Source organism: Pseudoalteromonas issachenkonii, assembly GCF_002310795.1.
Lineage (GTDB): Bacteria > Pseudomonadota > Gammaproteobacteria > Enterobacterales > Alteromonadaceae > Pseudoalteromonas > Pseudoalteromonas tetraodonis.
The window spans coordinates 214,926-232,417 of sequence record NZ_CP011031.1 but is presented as its reverse complement, the minus strand read 5'-3'; the positions used below and the strand labels follow the sequence as shown (position 1 = coordinate 232,417).

The window sequence follows — 17,492 nt, the reverse complement described above, 5'->3', positions numbered from 1 at the left end:
CATATTATGAACGAAGAAAAGCTAATTACGTTAGGGTCTGTTGATCTTTCAAGGTTAAATTTGCAGCAGTCTGTTTGGTATTTAGGCAAGGCAGAGCCTATGTGGTGTGGTTATTCCCCATAAATAGGCGATAACGCAGCATCAATGCCAAACAGGCGCTGCCCGAAGGGTTCTGCCTAGAAACGATTTACTCTTTGTTGCCTACATGGATGTAGGTAAGGGGCGTGAGCAGGACGCGGAAGCTTTGCTTGGTTTTTACTTAGCCCACTAGGTTACAAACCTCGCGCCGCGATTAAACCGCCCCTAGTTTGAACAAATTTTAATCCGCAAAGGTCAACAGACCCTAATATCTAACCTTGAGTTATAGAGCATTTCGACTTATTCAATTAAATATTAACTTTAAGTATAGACTTCATTCAAAACTTATACTTGTCAGTCATCAAAAATCAACAAGTTAAAATTTACATAAATTAATCAAGCGATATTACTAAATTAGCAGTTTTATTCCTTAAAAATTGAGGGGTTTCATGAGTTAACAACACAATTGTTTTTTTAGCTAACCAAGGAGCCATATTAGCCCATACTCGACACGCCATTGATTCATCAAGATTACTAAAGGGTTCATCTAAAACAACTAGTTCAGGGCTTCGAAGTAATAATCTTGCCAAACAAATACGTCTTGCCTGTCCGCCAGAGACAATACCTCCGGTTTCACCCAACCAATAATTTAAACCATCAGGTAAATTAATCGCCCAATCGTATAGCTCTACTGTTTTTAGAACTGACCAAATATCACCCTCTGAAATGCCATCTAAACCTAATATTAAATTATAACCAAGTGTTCCTGAAAAAATGGCATCACTTTGAGGTAGGTAGCTCACTTTTTTATACCAACTATTAGATGCTATCTCTTGCAGGTTTATTTGGTTAATGTAAACACCTCCATGAGCTGAATCAATGCTTTCAATACCCATTAACAAATTAGCAAACGTTGATTTACCAGTACCAGAGCGGCCAATAATTGAAACACACTGGGTCTGTTTTATAGATAAACTAAGAGGCGTATCTAAGCTTTTAGGTATTTTATTATGATTTTTTATATCAATTTTAATATCGCTTAGGGGCTTAATCTCTTTGTATTTACTTGATGGATTAGAACGGGATAAAGCTGCTAGTTTTGTCGCTGCAAAAGAAGTCTGCCCCCAAGAGCTAAAATGATTAGGTAAACTTTGAACAACCTCATAGGTACCTATCAGCATCATTACGAGCATAATTGCTTGTGCTTCACTTATGAGCTGTTCATTAACTGCAAAAAAAGCACTCACAACCACAACAAACAATGCAATATTTAATAATGAATCAAAAATTAGCTGAACATTAGCAATTCTTGCATTCAGCTGTTCTTGCAGAGAGTTAAATAACGCCAATTCGTCAATAATAATCTGCTCATGATGTTGCATTAACCCTATTGACTTTAGCTCAAAGGCGCCACTTAAGTGCTCAATTATTTTTTGCCTAAACTCGTCCATCATACTGGCATATTTATATGAAAGCTTAGCTGTAAACTTGGTTGTTATTGCAATTACTGAGGTAATACCAAATAATAAAAACAAAGCAAAATACAATGCAAAGTCCAACCAAATAAAGCCGGTAAATACAGTTAATATAGTGATCAGTAATACTGAAATAATTGGCGGGACAATATAACGAAGAAGTAAACTATCAAGTGCATCTAAGTTAACCGTTAGCTTACTAAGCCATTCGCTATCAGAACGAGCTCTCAACTGCTCTATGGTTGATTTTGAAAGATTATTAAAAAGAGATAATCTAAAAACAGATATTAATCTTAAAATAGTATCGTGGTTGTAAATTCTTTCTATATACCGAGAGATCGTTCTACTTAATGCAAAAAAACGAATACCGGAGCCGGGTATATATAAATTTAATATAGAAGTAATGCCCAAGCTTATTGCAATACCCGTTAATGCTGTAGCTGTGATAAACCAGCCCGATACCATCAATAAACTCACACCTGAAATAACAGTTAATAAAGCCCAGAAAACACCTAAAAAAAGACGTTTTTTTTGACTTTGGTATAAAAGTTTAAACCAATACTTCATTGTCATCCTCTGTGCTTGTTATTGATAAATCTAAATGGGCATCAGCAATATTCAAAAGTAATGGGTCGTGCGAGGCAACAATTAATATACGCTCTTTTTTAAGTATTTTAAGCGCACTGATAATATATTTTTTACTCAATCTATCTAACTTAGAAGTGGGTTCATCTAATAAAATCAATGGTGCTGGATTTAATAATACTCTTGCAATACTAATACGCTGAATTTGCCCGCCAGATAAACCTTGCCCATGTTCGCCAATAAGAGTATTTAAACCCGTGTGTTTTTGTAATAACTCTTTATCAAGACCAACAATTCGAAGCGCATCAAACATCTGCTCTTTTGTGGCATTAGGTGCTAACACTTTTAAATTATTAAAAACGGTGTCATTTTTTATCCACCCTCTTTGAGGCAAGTACGCAATGGGTGCTGCTTGCGGATAAATACTCATAGTGCCCGCTATCGGTGCTGTATATCCTGCAAGTGTGTTTAAAAGTGTTGACTTACCTGCACCCGAAGGCCCCGTAATACTTAACATTTGTGCTTGTTGTATATCAATATTAATTGTATGAGGAAGTGGTAACTTCTGGTTGTATCCAATGACTAAGTTTTGCAATCTAACCGCAATGTGTTGCTCTGAACCACTATCAGGTACACTTAAATTATAATACTTTTTACTTGTAGTGCTTTTTTCATCACATTCATCGCTATCAAGCAATAAGACGAGGTTATTAGCAGAGCCTAAAGCAGTCGCTCTGTCATGGTAAAATGCAGCTAAATTTCTAAGTGGTTGAAAAAATTCAGGTGCTAAAATAAGAATTGCTAACCCTGAAAATAAAGTAAGTTCGCTTGCGGGTCCCCAATCGATTGACCCATATAAAGAAAAACCAATATAGATTGCCAAGCTAGCAATCGCGACACTTGTAAAAAACTCTAATACCGTTGAGGATAAGAATGCGAGCTTAAGCGTTTTCATTACAACGGTTCTGTAACCTTCACTATTAACTTTAACCTCGTCATAAATTGCGCTTTCTGAGCGCAATAATTTAATATAATCAAGATTTGCCACTCTATCTAAAAAGTGACCAGCCAAACGCTGACGGATCAATGAATACTTCTGATTAACTTTTTCAGCGCCCATTCCCACCAAAATCATAAATAACGGAATAAGAGGCGCAGAAATAAGTAAAAGCAATGCCGATAGCCAATCAAGCCAAGCAATAACGCTTAATATTAAAATAGGAGATATAATAGCTAAATTTTGCTGCGGCCAATATCTAGAGAAGTAGCTATCCATAGATTCAACTTCTTCTATCCATTGAGCTGCAGAGGCCCCTGCGGAGTGTTTTTTTAACACCAAAGGGCTCGACATCCGCCATTTAGCTAAAATTGATAGCCGAATATCATTTCTGATTCGCACACTGGCTTTTTGACTCAAATTAACTTGCAACCTTATAAATAAAGGTTGGCCAATTAGTGAGGTAAAAAGCACGATAAGGGAGCCATATAAATCATTTAATTGTGCTTTTTCAATGAATAAGGAGTGCGCCAAATAGCTAAAAGTAACCCACTGAATTAAAAGAAGTAACGTGGAGGCTGTTCCTGACAATACAGCCGCATATAGTAAAAATGACTGTTTTTTACTGTAGCGTTTTAAAAACAGCTTGCCAGTGAGAGCTGCACTCTCACTGGCGGGTTTATTTTTCTTAAGCATCTAGTGGTAACCAGTATCCTTAACTTTCCCTCTAAATACCCAGTAACTCCAGCTTGTGTAACCTAATACAATAGGGATAACAAAAAGAAACCCTATAAGTAAAAATAACTGAGAATTATACGACGAAGCAGCGTCCCAAATAGTAAACTTAGGTGGGACAATATATGGCCATTTACTGGCTAATAAGCCTATGTAACTAAACAAGAAAATACCCATTGTTGCTACAAACGGCATACCGTCACTTTGCTTTTTAACTGAACGATAAACAACGTAAGCACAATAAATCACTAAAACAGGAATTATCCATAACAAGCTTATCTCATCAAACCATCTGCTCATAACGCTGTCATCGATGTAAGGGGTATAAACACATACAATTGCAAACATAACTAAAAATGCGACTAGTAATTTTGGCGTAATTTTATAAGCCCACTCTTGTACTTCACCATCAGTTTTCATTATGAGCCAAGTACTTCCCAATAATGCATAACCTACAACCAATCCTAATCCGGTCAATATGGTAAATACACTTAACCAATCAAGCGGGCCACCAGAATATACAAAACCCTCTGTTTCAAAGCCCTGTATATAAGCACCAACGACCGCTCCTTGAGCAAATGAGGCAACAATAGAACCTACTGAGAATGACCAGCTCCATAAATGTTTTGACGTTTTTGCTTTAAAACGAAACTCAAATGCAACGCCTCTAAAAATCAGTCCAGCCAGTAATAAAAAAACACCTATATATAGTGCAGGTAAAAAAACAGAATAAACCAGTGGAAATGCCGCAAGTAAACCCGCACCACCAAGTACTAGCCAAGTCTCATTTCCATCCCAGACAGGGGCGACTGAATTCATCATTTTGTCGCGTGCTTTTTCGTTTGGGGCAAAGGGAAATAAAATCCCCTGCCCTAAGTCAAAACCATCCATTAATACATACATCATGATCCCAAAACCAATAATGCCTGCCCAAATAATGGTTAAATCAAATGGTTGTTCCATAATTTATTCCTTTTCATCGATAGCAACATGTGCTGCAGAAAACGGACGCATAGGGCGCTCAATTTCATCCATCTCATGTGGTGCACTCGCCTTTTCTATTCCGCCTTTAAACACTTTTAATAAGTAGTAAACACCAGAGCTGAATACGAGTGAATAAACGATGATATACCCAACTAAAGTAAATAGTGCCATACCGCCGGTTAGTGAAGGGGTTAGTCCTTGAGCATGGGTCATTTGACCATAAATCAACCAAGGCGCTCTGCCAGTTTCTGTTACTATCCAACCAGCTAAAACAGCAAAAAACGGGCTTAAACTCATTAATCTTAAGCCATTTAAAAATAAAGGCGATTTATAGTACTGTCCTTTTCTTCTTAAGATTAAGCCCCACAATGCAAACCCTATCATTAAAAAGCCAAGCGCAACCATGATTCTAAACGACCAAAATACAATAAATACTGGTGGCTGCTCTTCTTTGGACACTTCTTTAAGGCCTGGTACTTCACCATCCCAGTCATGAGTTAAAATGAAGCTGGCTAGTTTTGGAATTTTTACTTCAAAATGATTTGTTTGCTCTTCTTTATCAGGTATTGCAAATAGTAACAGTGGAACACCTTTTTGTGTTTCCCAGTTACCTTCCATTGCAGCTACTTTCATAGGCTGATATTTAAGTGTGTTAATTCCATGAAAATCACCTACAAGCGCTTGTGCCGGAGCTAAGAAAAGTAAAAACCATAATGCGATTGAAAGCGCTTTTCGGTTAGCTTCAAACTCTCTGTTTTTAAGCAGGAACCATGCGCTTACGCCTGCTACAACCAATGCCGCAGTTAAAAAAGAAGCCAAAGCCATATGTAGAAAGCGATATCCAAACGAGGGAGTAAACAATGCCTCAGACCATGAAGAAACATGATAAATGCCATTTACTAATTCTAATCCCTGAGGCGTCTGCATAAGGGAGTTAGCTGCAAGTATCCAAAAAGAAGATATAAATGTACCTAACGCAACCATACAGGCGGCGAATAGATGAACACCTTGTGGCACTTTATCTCTACCGAATAATAGTACACCTAAGAAGGCTGCCTCTAAAAAGAACGCAGTCACAACCTCGTAACTCAGTACTGGACCCAAAAAGTTTGCGGTTGCATAGGAGAAGTTACTCCAGTTAGTTCCAAACTGAAAGGACATGACGATACCGGATACAACACCAATACCAAATACGACTGCAAAAACTTGAATCCAAAATTTAGAGAGCCTTTGCCATATTGGATTACCCGTTTTAAATGATAAGAATTCAAAGCCAGCAATTGTGCTTGCCAAGCCTATAGTGAAGACAGGGAATATTGCATGGAAACACACAACAAACGCAAACTGTATTCGGGATAGTAAAAGTGGATCTAGTTCCATATCCATTCCTAATATTTTAAAAATTACGCTCTGATCTATTGACCTTAGCAGAATAAAATTTATTTAACTCACCAGTAATTCATAACAGTAAAAGGCTTTTAACAGCGCTTATTCCATTTTAATATATACACCTTAAATTTTAACATAAGGATTATATTTCATCTGATCAAAAAATCAACTCTCAAATAAAATATATAATAAAAAATTCATTGTGCTAATACTAAACTCAGTACTGTTTACACTAATTAGTTGCTTTTAGTTGTTTTATTAGTGTAAACGCGCCACGAATATCACCCACATTAAATCCAATTGCTTTATCTTCAGGGTAATAATGCTGAATAACTTTTTTGACTTCAGGTGTGACTGAGGAGCCATGACAAGCTAAGCACAAACCGCCGGTTGGTATCGCTTTCATGTAACGAAAACTTTGTTCATCGTAATTCGACTTTGCCAATGTATTAACCTCAATGCCTTGTTGTTTGAGTTTTTCAAAATCAACCAGTGTTTTTAGTTCCCATTGATCAGCCGTATTGCTGGTGTTTCTGGTGCGTAAGCTAGTACGACCAACAGACCAACCGTCAGTTGACAACTGCTCAGCTATTTTTGGTGCCTGCTCACTACACACTTTAACACCAGCGCTGAGCCCTCCTTTATTGATAGCTAACTTTAACTGCGACTTTAAACTGCTCGAGAATTCTTTTATTCGCTTTTGTGCTTCTTGCTCCAATACACTTTTATCATTTTCACCAAGTGATGTTGAATTTACAGCTAAAGGAGTAAAACCCATGATTAAAATTAAAACTAAGTAGTTTTTTAACATTACTCTTCCCTCTGAGCTCTTGTAAAATAGATTAACTATAAAAGTAGCTATAATTTTAAAGCTGATTTAGTGGTACTTTTAAATAACTTACACCGTTATTATCTGCAGGTGGAAAATTACCAGCCCTCACATTAAGTTGAATTGCAGGCAAAATAAGGCGCGGCATAGATAGCGTTTTATCACGTGTTTCACGCATTTCTATAAATTGCTCTTTTATTACGCTGTTGTTGACATGGATATTAGACTCTTTTTGCTCTTTAACCGTTACGCTATGGCGATAATCTCGACTTTCGTTTGGGTAGTCATGGCATACTTGAATCGTTGTTTCATCCGGCAAAGCCAATACTTTTTTTATCGAGTCAAAAAGCTGTGAACTGCTCCCACCCGGAAAGTCACAACGCGCAGTTCCAACGTCCGGCATAAAAATTGTGTCTCCAACAAATACAACACTTTCATCAATTAAATACGCCAAGTCGGCAGGCGTATGTCCAGGTGTATGCATTACTCGGATAGTAAGTTCACCTATATGAAATATTTCACCATCTTTAAATAATTTATCGAACTGAGTTCCATTTGGTAGAAATTCTTTTTCTAGGTTAAATAACGTTTTAAATGTTTTTTGAACCGTTTTAATATGTTCACCAATCCCAATTTTTGCACCAAATACTCTTTTGAAGAATGGAGCACCTGAAATATGATCAGCATGTGCGTGGGTTTCTAGCACCCACTCAAGATTTAGCTCATTTTTCTTAATATAATTCGCTATTTTCTCAACCCCCTCCTCAGAAGTGCGGCCAGATTTATAATCGAAGTCCAATACAGGGTCTATGACTATAGCTTTCTTTGTCTGTTTATCAAAAATGACATAGCTAAATGTTTCACTGTCTTGATCAAGAAATTCTTGTATCTCATAGTTTGTTTTCATAAATATTCCCTCGAAGTTAGCCCTAGGAGAAATCCTTGGGCTAACGTTTCATTAAACAGTATTAAAGAGATTTTTTACTAAAGTACCAATCAACATAATCGTATCCTTTATCTTTACGACCAGCAGCGTCTTCAACGGTATGCGGTGGAGGTACAATAACTGGTTCGCCTTCTACCCAATTCTCTGGTGTAGCTACTGAATTTTCATCACTTGTTTGAAGTGCTTTAACTAAACGTAAAAATTCATTTACTGAGCGACCATTACTCATTGGGTAATAAACCATCGCTCGCATTACCCCCTCAGGGTCAATGATAAACGTAGCTCGTACAGCTGCAGTATCGCTTGCACCAGGTTGAACCATGCCATAAGCATGAGCCACTTCCATTGAAAGATCTGCAATAATTGGGAAAGGTATATTCACACCAAAGTTTTCTTCAATGTTACGTACCCAAGCAATATGCGCATGAATACTGTCAATCGATAAACCTAATAATTCAGTATTCATCGCTGAAAACTCTTCTGCTGCATTTGCGAAACCCATGAACTCGGTAGTACATACCGGAGTAAAGTCTGCTGGATGCGAGAAAAGCACTAACCACTTACCTTTGTAATCTTCAAGTGTACGATTACCATGAGTTGTCTTCGCATTAAATGCAGGTGCTGGCTTGTTTAATTGTGGGAACTGTAATTGTCTTTCATTTTGTTCAGTCATAACATTCTCCTAATTGATGTTTATCGTTTTGACAAGATCAATATCGCATAAGCATATAACTAAAAGCAATATCAAAAAACAGATTAACTTAATCAATATTATCGATGAAAAAGTAAGCTTTAAGAGTTAAAAAAGATTACCAACCTCGAAAAGTAAAACTCAATTTTATAAATTTAGTAAAGTATTCACCTTTTATATTAGAATAATCTAATATAAAGTACAGCTTGTTCTAAATAATTTTATTTCATGAGGAAATTAAAAAATGCAACCAAAAGAAATATCTGCAAATGAAGCTTTCATGTTAATTGAAAGGGAAGATGTAGGAATAATTGATGTTCGTGAACCAGCAGAACACATGACTTCACACATTGAGGGCTCTGAATTACTCCCTTTGAGTAAACTAAAAGGAGAAGATATTAAACATGAGAAAAGCGCTTATATAATATATTGCCAAAAAGGCGGTCGTGGTAAAAGTGCGTGTGAAAAGTTACTTGCCCATAACCCAGATTTGAATATATACAATATCAGCGGAGGCATAAATGAGTGGGTCAATGAAGGATATAATGTTCGTAAAGGTGAAAAATCAATTTTGCCACTAGATCGTCAAGTTCAATTATCTATAAGTACTCTAATTTTAGTGTTCTGTGCTCTTTCTTTAACAATTTCGACCGCTTTCATTTGGCCAATAATATTTATTGCAGCAGGCTTGTTTGTTGCTGGCGCAACCGGTTTTTGTGGTCTAGCAAGAATTATAGCGTTGATGCCGTGGAACCAGAGAGTATAATTAAAAACAAGTGCCCTCAATTACTGAATTAAAAAAGGTAAATTTTATGCGAATATTAACAGTCATCTTATTATTGGCTTCTACTATTAGTTTCAGTGCTTTTGCAGACGATAATAAGGCAGGCACTAAACCTAAGCTTTTATCATTTATAACATCTGACAACACACAAACTCAGTTAATGGGTATGGTTTTATCATCACAAGCTTTAAAACAAGGTGCTGAGGTCAATATCCTTTTATGTGGGCAAGCCGGCGATATTGCACTGATCGATGCTCCTCAATCAGTTTTAACACAGCTAAAGCCTAAAAATATGAGCCCACAAAGCTTAATGAAAAACATTATAAAAATGGGGGGAACAGTTCAAGTTTGCGCTCTTTATCTACCTAATAGAGGTGTTAAAAAAACTGATTTGATTGAAGGTATTACCCCTGCTTTACCTCCCCACATAGCTAAAAAAATGCTTGATGCTGAAACAAAAGTCATATCATTTTAATCACTGTGAGTAACTGATTCAGGCATTACGATTCGTATTGTCCTGAATCAACATAAATCTAGAGCGTGTAGATCCCCCAAGCTCTATTCTATTAGAAGCTATTCATGCTAAGTGTGTTTAGCTTTTTATACTGTTCTAATATGGTTATGTGTTTTCAAATTTTTTAGTTAGTGCAATTTGCTTTTTTGAGCCGTTTTTAAGATACTAAGTAAGTGCTGACGAGTTACGTAAAATCGTAGCACAAACCATAGCACGACAAAGTAACAACCTGTTTTTAAAGACTTTAATTGAAAACCTTATAACTGTCACAGTTAATGCATTTGCTGTTTATAAGTAAAGCCATGATTAAACTCTCTATTATGAAACAGCTTGTTTGAAAGGATTGCGGGTGTCTTGGTTTTCATCTAGGTTGCGCATCAGTATCGCGTGCTCTAAATCAATGTTGTCAGGCAGTGGAATTTTTACGATATGGCCTGAGCCTTTAGCATCAGTAATGCTTTCGCCTTTTTTATTTTCCATACTTTCTAGGGGAAAACTAATATTGCCTTTCGGCGTCATTAGCTCTAATGAATGACCAACACAAAACTTATTTTTTACATCTATTTCAACCAAACCATTAGCATTACGCCCTAATACCTCACCCACAAATTGCTGCTTGGTAGATACAGAGTGACCGTATTCGTAATTTTGATAATCTTGATGGGCGTGGCGTTTTAAAAAACCTTCAGTATAACCGCGGTGTGCAAGGTTCTCAAGAGTTTTAAATAAATCAGCATCGAATGGTTTACCTGCAACCGCATCGTCAATCGCTTTACGGTATACCTGTGCGGTACGGGCAACATAATAAAATGACTTAGTACGCCCTTCTATTTTTAGGCTATGCACCCCCATTTTTGTTAGCTGCTCTACGTATTGCACGGCGCGTAAGTCTTTTGAGTTCATGATATAAGTGCCGTGCTCGTCTTCAAATGCAGGCATATATTCACCCGGGCGACCTTGCTCTTCTAGCATAAATACATCGTTACTTGGTGCGCCTTCACCTAACGTAGGTATAACCGTTTTAGGGTCAATTTTATGTACCATTTCACCGGTTTCGTTTTCTGTACCAGGTTTAACATCATACTCCCAACGACATGCATTGGTGCAGGTGCCTTGGTTGGGATCGCGTTTATTAATATAGCCTGAGAGTAAACAACGCCCTGAATAAGCCATACACAGTGCGCCATGCACAAATACTTCTAGTTCTGTTTCTGGGCACAGAGCACGAATTTCGCTGATTTCTTCAAGCGATAGCTCGCGAGACAAAATTACCCGCTCAATACCTTGTTTTGCCCAAAACTGTACGCTTGCGTAGTTCACTGCATTGGCTTGAACCGACAAATGAATTGGCATATCAGGCCATTTTTCACGTACTAGCATAATTAACCCAGGATCTGACATGATCAATGCATCCGGTTTCATAGCAATCACCGGCTCTATATCACGTAAATACGACTTAACTTTTGCGTTATGCGGGGCAATATTCGACACTACATAAAACTTTTTATTCAGCGCATGTGCTTCGTTAATCCCTATTTGTAATGTATCTAAATCAAATTCGTTATTGCGCACTCTTAAACTGTAACGCGGTTGGCCGGCATAAACCGCGTCGGCACCATAGGCAAAGGCATAACGCATGTTTTTTAAGCTGCCTGCGGGGCAAAGTAATTCAGGTACAAATAAGGTTGAAGAAGAAACAGCTGACATGTGCGCTCCATACATCGAACCGGGTTCAAGCCGGTTGCATGAATAATTAAGGAAAATAAAGCGCGCAAGTATAATGAGATGGCAAAAGAGAAACCTTGATCAAGATCATCAAAATTTCTCTTCTGCGCTAATAAATGAAGAGCTGTAAATTTAAGTTATTTTTTACTGCTTAATTGGTTCGAGAATTGACTAACGGCATCAACAACTTGTTGCGCGCCTTTTTTAATATCACTCATTACATCACCAGATTCTTTGGAGAGCGCTAGACCTTGTTGCGCTTTATTTTTACCTTGCTCAATTACTGCAACGGTTGATTGAGTTAAATTTTGGTTTTGCTGTACAACATCCACGATTTCTTCGGTAGCTTTACTGGTTCTGGAGGCAAGTAAACGCACTTCATCAGCCACCACCGCAAATCCACGGCCTTGCTCGCCTGCACGCGCGGCCTCAATAGCCGCGTTAAGTGCCAATAAATTAGTTTGATCAGCAATACTGCTAATGCTCTGCACTATGCTCGCTATCAGTTGCGACTGTTTATCTAATGCTGAAATTTCTTGAGCAGCTTGCTCCATTTGCACCGACAGTTCGTTCATAACCTGAACTGTTTTTTGTACCACTTCAGCACCTTTATCCGCGTTATTATCAGTTTCGATAGAAGTGCCATGCGCAATACTCGCCGCTTGCTCTGTAGCCAGTTCTCTTTCTACTTGGTCAGTGATCACTGTGGCAAATTTAACTACTTTATAGAGCTCATTTGCTTCATTAAAAATCGGATTATATGAAGCCTCTAACCAAACTACATGGCCGTGTTTATCAATACGTTTAAATCTGCTCGCAATAAACTCACCATTACGCAAACGTTGCCAGAAGGCCTGATACTCTTTACTACTCGCTTCTTGTTCGTCACAAAACATACCATGATGCTTGCCCACCACGTCTTGTCTTGAATAACTCATACTTTTTAAAAAGTTGTCATTAACACGTAACACCATACCTTGAGTATCAAACTCAATAACCGCTGTTGAACGATGCAATGCTTTGATTAAATCTTCGTTTTCTCTTGAACTCTCAATTATTTGTGTAAGCACAGTGCAATGCAGGGTTAAATACTCAAGCTGACCTTGCTCGTTTTTTATAGGATGTAAAATGCAGCGTAACCAATCTCGTTGTCCGTTTGGGTGGGATACTTGGATAGCGCCGGCAAAATGTTCTACTTTACTTAGCGCTTTTTGAAAGGCATGAAAATCCGCGTTATTTCTAGCATTTTCAGGAATGAAGTCTAAAATATTTTTATTAATTATTTTGTTATTTGAGTAGTTAAACTCTCGCTCAAAATTTTTATTTTGTCTTAAAATAGCACCTTGCTTATCAAGCTCTAACACCAGCATTTCACTGTCTAAGCTTTGCTTAACCTGCTCCCTTACAGAAAGCTTACTTTGTAAATCAGCGATTTGATTTTTTAAAGATTGGTTAAAAAACATATTGTTACCTTAGTGTTTAAATGTATCGGCATGCATATTGAGTCTATAAAAAGTGTACTATGAATAAAAAGTCTCACCACTTAAACAAAAGTATAGCTCATGTTTATAAACACATAGTAAACGTAAAAACATTGTTTTTAGTTCATAAATCGGGGTTAGCAAATTAAAAAAAGCAAGCAAGGTAGAATAAATTAGGTTTTTTTGACTAAAACGCGTATAATTCGCGCCCGTTAATATTCAACCTTTTATTTAAATTATTGGAGCACAAAGATGGCTTTAGAGCGTACTTTTTCAATCGTAAAACCTGATGCAGTTGCTAAAAACCACATCGGCGCAATCTACAACCGTTTCGAAACTGCAGGTCTTAAAATCGTTGCAGCTAAAATGGTTCACCTTTCACAAGAGAAAGCTGAAGGTTTCTACGCTGAGCACAGCGAGCGTCCTTTCTTTGGTGCTTTAGTATCTTTCATGACTTCTGGCCCAGTAATGGTTACCGTTCTTGAAGGCGAAAACGCTGTTCTTAAAAACCGTGAAATCATGGGTGCTACTAACCCAGCTGAAGCACTAGCGGGTACTTTACGTGCAGACTACGCTGATAGCATCGACGAAAATGCGGTTCACGGTTCTGACGCTGTTGAATCTGCTGCTCGCGAAATCGCGTACTTCTTCGCTGACGAAGAACTTTGCCCACGTACTCGTTAATTCGAGTTCACAGCTAACCCTGTGATGCAAAGTATGAAAAGGGCTTTCGAGCCCTTTTTTAGTCATTACGTAAAGTATTAACCGTTTATTTATGATGTTTTACTTAATGATTATAGTGGATGAATTGTGTACAATTCGCCCTTGTAAATTTTTACCATCACCGCCACCGATTGAGGTTGTTACATGACCGAGCAAAAAAAGATTAACTTATTAGATTTAAACCGAGATGCAATGCGAGAGTTATTTGTATCATTCGGTGAAAAGCCATTTCGTGGCGATCAGGTGATGAAATGGATTTATCATTTTGGCGTAGATAATTTCGACGAAATGAGCAACGTAAACAAAAAGCTAAAAGAAAAGCTTAAAAATGAGTGTGAAATCGTTGCACCTGAAATTTCAGTTCGCCAGCAAGCCAGCGACGGTACAATTAAATATGCACTCGTACTTGAGGGCGGCCAAGAAGTTGAAGCTGTTTGGATCCCAGAAAAAGATCGCGCCACATTATGTGTATCGTCTCAAGTGGGCTGTGCACTGGAATGTACTTTTTGCTCAACGGCACAACAAGGCTTTAACCGTAATTTAAAAGTGTCTGAAATTATTGGCCAAGTATGGCGTGTAGCCAAAGACATTGGCCTTGATGGAAACAGTGAAAAACGCCCTGTCACTAACGTCGTTATGATGGGAATGGGCGAGCCGCTACTGAATGTTAAAAACGTAGTCCCGGCGATGGAGCTGATGATGGACGACTGGGGCTTTGGTTTATCTAAGCGCCGCGTTACATTAAGTACCTCGGGTGTAGTACCTGCCCTTGATTTATTAAAAGAAAAAATAGACGTAGCACTGGCTATTTCACTTCACGCTCCTGATAACGCACTGCGTGATATTTTAGTACCGATCAATAAAAAGTACCCAATTGAAGAATTTTTAGCGGCCTGTCGTCGTTATATTGATGGCTCAAAAGCCAATAAAGATGTCACCATTGAATACGTTATGCTTAATGGCGTAAACGACAGTACCGACCAAGCACATGAACTGGTTAAAACGCTAAAAGGTACGCCATCTAAGGTAAACCTTATTCCGTTTAACCCGTTCCCAGGTAATGAGTATACGCGTTCAAGCAACAGCCGAATTGACCGTTTTTCAAAGGTATTACAAGCTGCGGGGATTACCTGTATTGTTCGTCGTACACGAGGGGACGACATTGACGCTGCCTGTGGTCAGTTAGCTGGCGATGTGGTTGATAGAACAAAACGTATGGCTAAAAAGAAAATGCGTGATGACAATGCAATTGCAGTAAATATTCACCAAGCCTAACTAAGTAACTCTGTGCCTTTGTGCCTTTGTGATAAATTGTTTATTTTTAAATAAATGATGCAACACAAAGGCTTTGAGGTAAGATAGAGGCTATGGAAATAAATAAAGAGACAAGGTAATGCGATCTTTACTTGCTTTAGCACTATCAACACTACTTTTAAGCGGTTGTGTGACTGAAAATAGTTACAACGGCAGTGACAAACCCGTCGTCGAAAATAAAATAAACAACGCAGGCGCAGCACGTACCCGCATTGCTTTGGCATTACAATATTTAAACACCGGTAATAATTCCCAAGCAAAATACAACCTTGAGCGTGCGAGCGAATATGCACCAAATCTTCCCGAAGTTCATTATTCTTTAGCCTATTACTACCAACAAGTTGGCGAAAATGCATTAGCCGACAAAGCCTATCAAAAAGCGTTGGCGATTAAGCCTGACGATCCGAACACCCTAAATAACTACGGTACGTTTTTATGTAGTATTGATGAGTATGATCGCGCGACCGATCAATTTTTAAAAGCGATTGAAATTCCTAGCTATATTCGTGTAGCACAAAGCTATGAAAATTTAGCCTTATGCGCCATTGAATTTAATGACTTTACCAATGCAGAAAGCTACTTTCAACAAGCGCTAAACCACAGCTCGCAACGCGCCTCTACATTAATAAGCTTAGCGGCTTTGTATTACGCCAAAAGTGACTTATATAAAGCCAGTACTTTAATAAAACGTTATGACGATACTGCACAGGTTTCTTCGCGAGCATTGTTACTCAGCTACTTGGTTAAACAACGCATGGGTAGAATAGAAGATGCTGAAAAAATTGCAGCTACCATTTTGCAAACGTACCCAAATAGTGTTCAAGCTAACGCCATTCGTGACAACCAATTAAGGCAAACAGAGTTTGAAGTGCTGCGCGAAAAGTACCGCCAAGCACAACTTGATGAATTGCAAGAAAGCAGTAATAACAATCAAATTATTGTGGAGCCAAAAATAAAAATTATTCGTAAAAAAAGTCCAACATCTGCAGTAAGCTCTGATGATTCAGTAAAGTAAGCTGCAAAAATACAACAGAGACACAAATACCTTTTTAAATTAGTATAAATAAGAGTAAAAACGAGTGTATCGATTGATATCGCTCGTTTTGCTGTAAACCAATTTAGCATTTCAGTGTGATTCAATGCTAAACTGCTATATGTTAGGTGCATTAAAGGGCTTTAAAAATAAAAACAGCAAAAATTTTAAAAGGGCGATACTAACGTTTTTATAAAACCGCAGCTGATGATACCCTTTAAAAGCGTGCATTCTAGTAGCAAGAATAAACGAACACTAAAAAATAAAAACAAAGTCTTACTCTGGTTATTAAGCCAAAACATTAACTTTTACTCGTGGATCCAGACTCATACATATTATGAATGAAGATAATACACAACCGCAGAGCGACGAACCCTCTGTAGGACAAATACTAAAATCGCATAGAGAAAATGCAAATATCAGCATTGCTGAAATCGCCTCGCTATTAAAGCTAACAGAATCACAAGTTGAGCATATTGAAAGCGACGAGTATCATTTACTGGGTGCAAAAACGTTTGTTAAAGGCTATATAAAAAATTATTGTCGTACACTAAACATTGATAGCCCAGCTATTTTAGCGATGTTACCCGCTTTTAGCACATCAGATAAACCGGTCGATATGCAAAGCTTTTCAAGGCGCACAGAAAAAGAAGCCCATGACAGCCGACTTATGACCGTAAGTTACTTAATTTTAGCTATCGTTATTGGTTCTTCTGCAGTGTGGTGGTGGCAAAATGCAATGCCTATTGATGAACAAACTAAAACTATTAATGCTAATAACTCGCTCATAACTCAACAACAAGAAAACACCAAGCTGTTAGCTGAAGCCGCCGACGAGGCACTATTAAATGACATTGAATCTACAGAAGAAGTAGATTCTGCATTACAAAATGAACAACAAACAATTCAAGCTGCGCCAGTTGATAATGCACAGAGCACCAGTGAGCCAAAAAACAGTGATTTAAGCACCATTTTTATGATGTTTAACGATGAGAGCTGGGTAGAAATTCACGATGCCAATGATGAAAAAATTGCTTTTGGTGTAAAAAAAGCAGGCTACGAAATGACCCTAACCGGAGTAGCGCCTTTTTCAGTGGTATTAGGCAAGCATGATGTTGTTCGTATTACCCTAAATGGTGAGCCAGTTGATATTTCGGCCTTTCCTAAAAACCGTTTAGCTAAATTTAAATTACCCTTAGCAGAGTAGTC

General features: G+C 37.9%; 14 protein-coding genes and 1 pseudogene. 6 read left to right on the top strand and 9 right to left on the bottom strand.

Translation table 11 applies throughout. The features are described 5' to 3' along the window. Window positions 1-470: 470 nt before the first annotated feature. The 7 genes from PISS_RS16710 to PISS_RS16680 form a co-directional block, all read right to left on the bottom strand. Complete coding sequence (locus PISS_RS16710) at window positions 471-2,120, bottom strand: amino acid ABC transporter ATP-binding/permease protein (RefSeq protein WP_036955276.1); 1,650 nt, start codon at window positions 2,118-2,120, stop codon at window positions 471-473. Then, entirely contained in the window at window positions 2,104-3,831 is a 1,728-nt protein-coding gene (gene cydD / locus PISS_RS16705; RefSeq protein ID WP_058155760.1) for a thiol reductant ABC exporter subunit CydD, read from the bottom strand. The genes PISS_RS16710 and cydD overlap by 17 nt, the downstream gene beginning before the upstream one ends. Beyond that, the gene (gene cydB, locus PISS_RS16700) at window positions 3,832-4,833 is read right to left on the bottom strand and encodes a cytochrome d ubiquinol oxidase subunit II (protein ID WP_016899620.1); all 1,002 of its coding nucleotides are present in this window, start codon (window positions 4,831-4,833) and stop codon (window positions 3,832-3,834) included. It abuts the gene before it with no gap. 3 nt (window positions 4,834-4,836) lie between these two features. Then, the gene (locus PISS_RS16695) at window positions 4,837-6,234 is read right to left on the bottom strand and encodes a cytochrome ubiquinol oxidase subunit I (RefSeq protein WP_016899621.1); all 1,398 of its coding nucleotides are present in this window, start codon (window positions 6,232-6,234) and stop codon (window positions 4,837-4,839) included. A gap of 241 nt (window positions 6,235-6,475) precedes the next feature. Next, on the bottom strand, window positions 6,476-7,054 hold the full coding sequence (locus PISS_RS16690; protein ID WP_058155759.1) for a Tll0287-like domain-containing protein: 579 nt from the start codon (window positions 7,052-7,054) through the stop codon (window positions 6,476-6,478). A 55-nt stretch (window positions 7,055-7,109) separates the two neighbouring features. Then, entirely contained in the window at window positions 7,110-7,979 is an 870-nt protein-coding gene (locus PISS_RS16685) for an MBL fold metallo-hydrolase (RefSeq protein WP_058155757.1), read from the bottom strand. 61 nt (window positions 7,980-8,040) lie between these two features. Next, window positions 8,041-8,691, bottom strand: a complete 651-nt coding sequence (locus tag PISS_RS16680; RefSeq protein ID WP_016899624.1) for a peroxiredoxin — start codon at window positions 8,689-8,691, stop codon at window positions 8,041-8,043. A 262-nt stretch (window positions 8,692-8,953) separates the two neighbouring features. Here PISS_RS16680 and PISS_RS16675 point away from each other — a divergent pair, with 262 nt between their 5' ends. Continuing rightward, a complete protein-coding gene (locus PISS_RS16675; RefSeq protein ID WP_058155756.1) occupies window positions 8,954-9,475 on the top strand; it encodes a rhodanese-like domain-containing protein in 522 nt (173 codons plus the stop codon). A gap of 46 nt (window positions 9,476-9,521) precedes the next feature. After that, a complete protein-coding gene (locus PISS_RS16670; protein WP_016899140.1) occupies window positions 9,522-9,968 on the top strand; it encodes a DsrE family protein in 447 nt (148 codons plus the stop codon). 357 nt (window positions 9,969-10,325) lie between these two features. Here the strand turns inward: PISS_RS16670 and trhP are convergent, their stop codons facing one another. Further along, on the bottom strand, window positions 10,326-11,714 hold the full coding sequence (gene trhP / locus PISS_RS16665; RefSeq protein WP_013462935.1) for a prephenate-dependent tRNA uridine(34) hydroxylase TrhP: 1,389 nt from the start codon (window positions 11,712-11,714) through the stop codon (window positions 10,326-10,328). Window positions 11,715-11,869: 155 nt separating this feature from the next. Then, window positions 11,870-13,195, bottom strand: coding sequence for a methyl-accepting chemotaxis protein (locus PISS_RS16660; RefSeq protein ID WP_058155754.1), 1,326 nt, complete (start codon window positions 13,193-13,195; stop codon window positions 11,870-11,872). A 270-nt stretch (window positions 13,196-13,465) separates the two neighbouring features. Between PISS_RS16660 and ndk the strand changes: the two genes are divergently transcribed. From ndk to PISS_RS16640, 4 genes and pseudogenes are all read left to right on the top strand, one after another. Beyond that, the gene (gene ndk / locus PISS_RS16655) at window positions 13,466-13,897 is read left to right on the top strand and encodes a nucleoside-diphosphate kinase (RefSeq protein WP_008111339.1); all 432 of its coding nucleotides are present in this window, start codon (window positions 13,466-13,468) and stop codon (window positions 13,895-13,897) included. 183 nt (window positions 13,898-14,080) lie between these two features. After that, window positions 14,081-15,211 (top strand): dual-specificity RNA methyltransferase RlmN, encoded by a 1,131-nt coding sequence (gene rlmN, locus PISS_RS16650; RefSeq protein ID WP_010389431.1) that lies wholly within the window; start codon window positions 14,081-14,083, stop codon window positions 15,209-15,211. A 118-nt stretch (window positions 15,212-15,329) separates the two neighbouring features. Next, window positions 15,330-16,235 (top strand): annotated as a pseudogene (gene pilW, locus PISS_RS16645) (type IV pilus biogenesis/stability protein PilW); the annotation flags it as partial. Between the two features lie 385 nt (window positions 16,236-16,620). Then, window positions 16,621-17,490, top strand: a complete 870-nt coding sequence (locus tag PISS_RS16640) for a RodZ domain-containing protein (RefSeq protein ID WP_058155750.1) — start codon at window positions 16,621-16,623, stop codon at window positions 17,488-17,490. The last annotated feature ends 2 nt before the right edge of the window (window positions 17,491-17,492 follow it).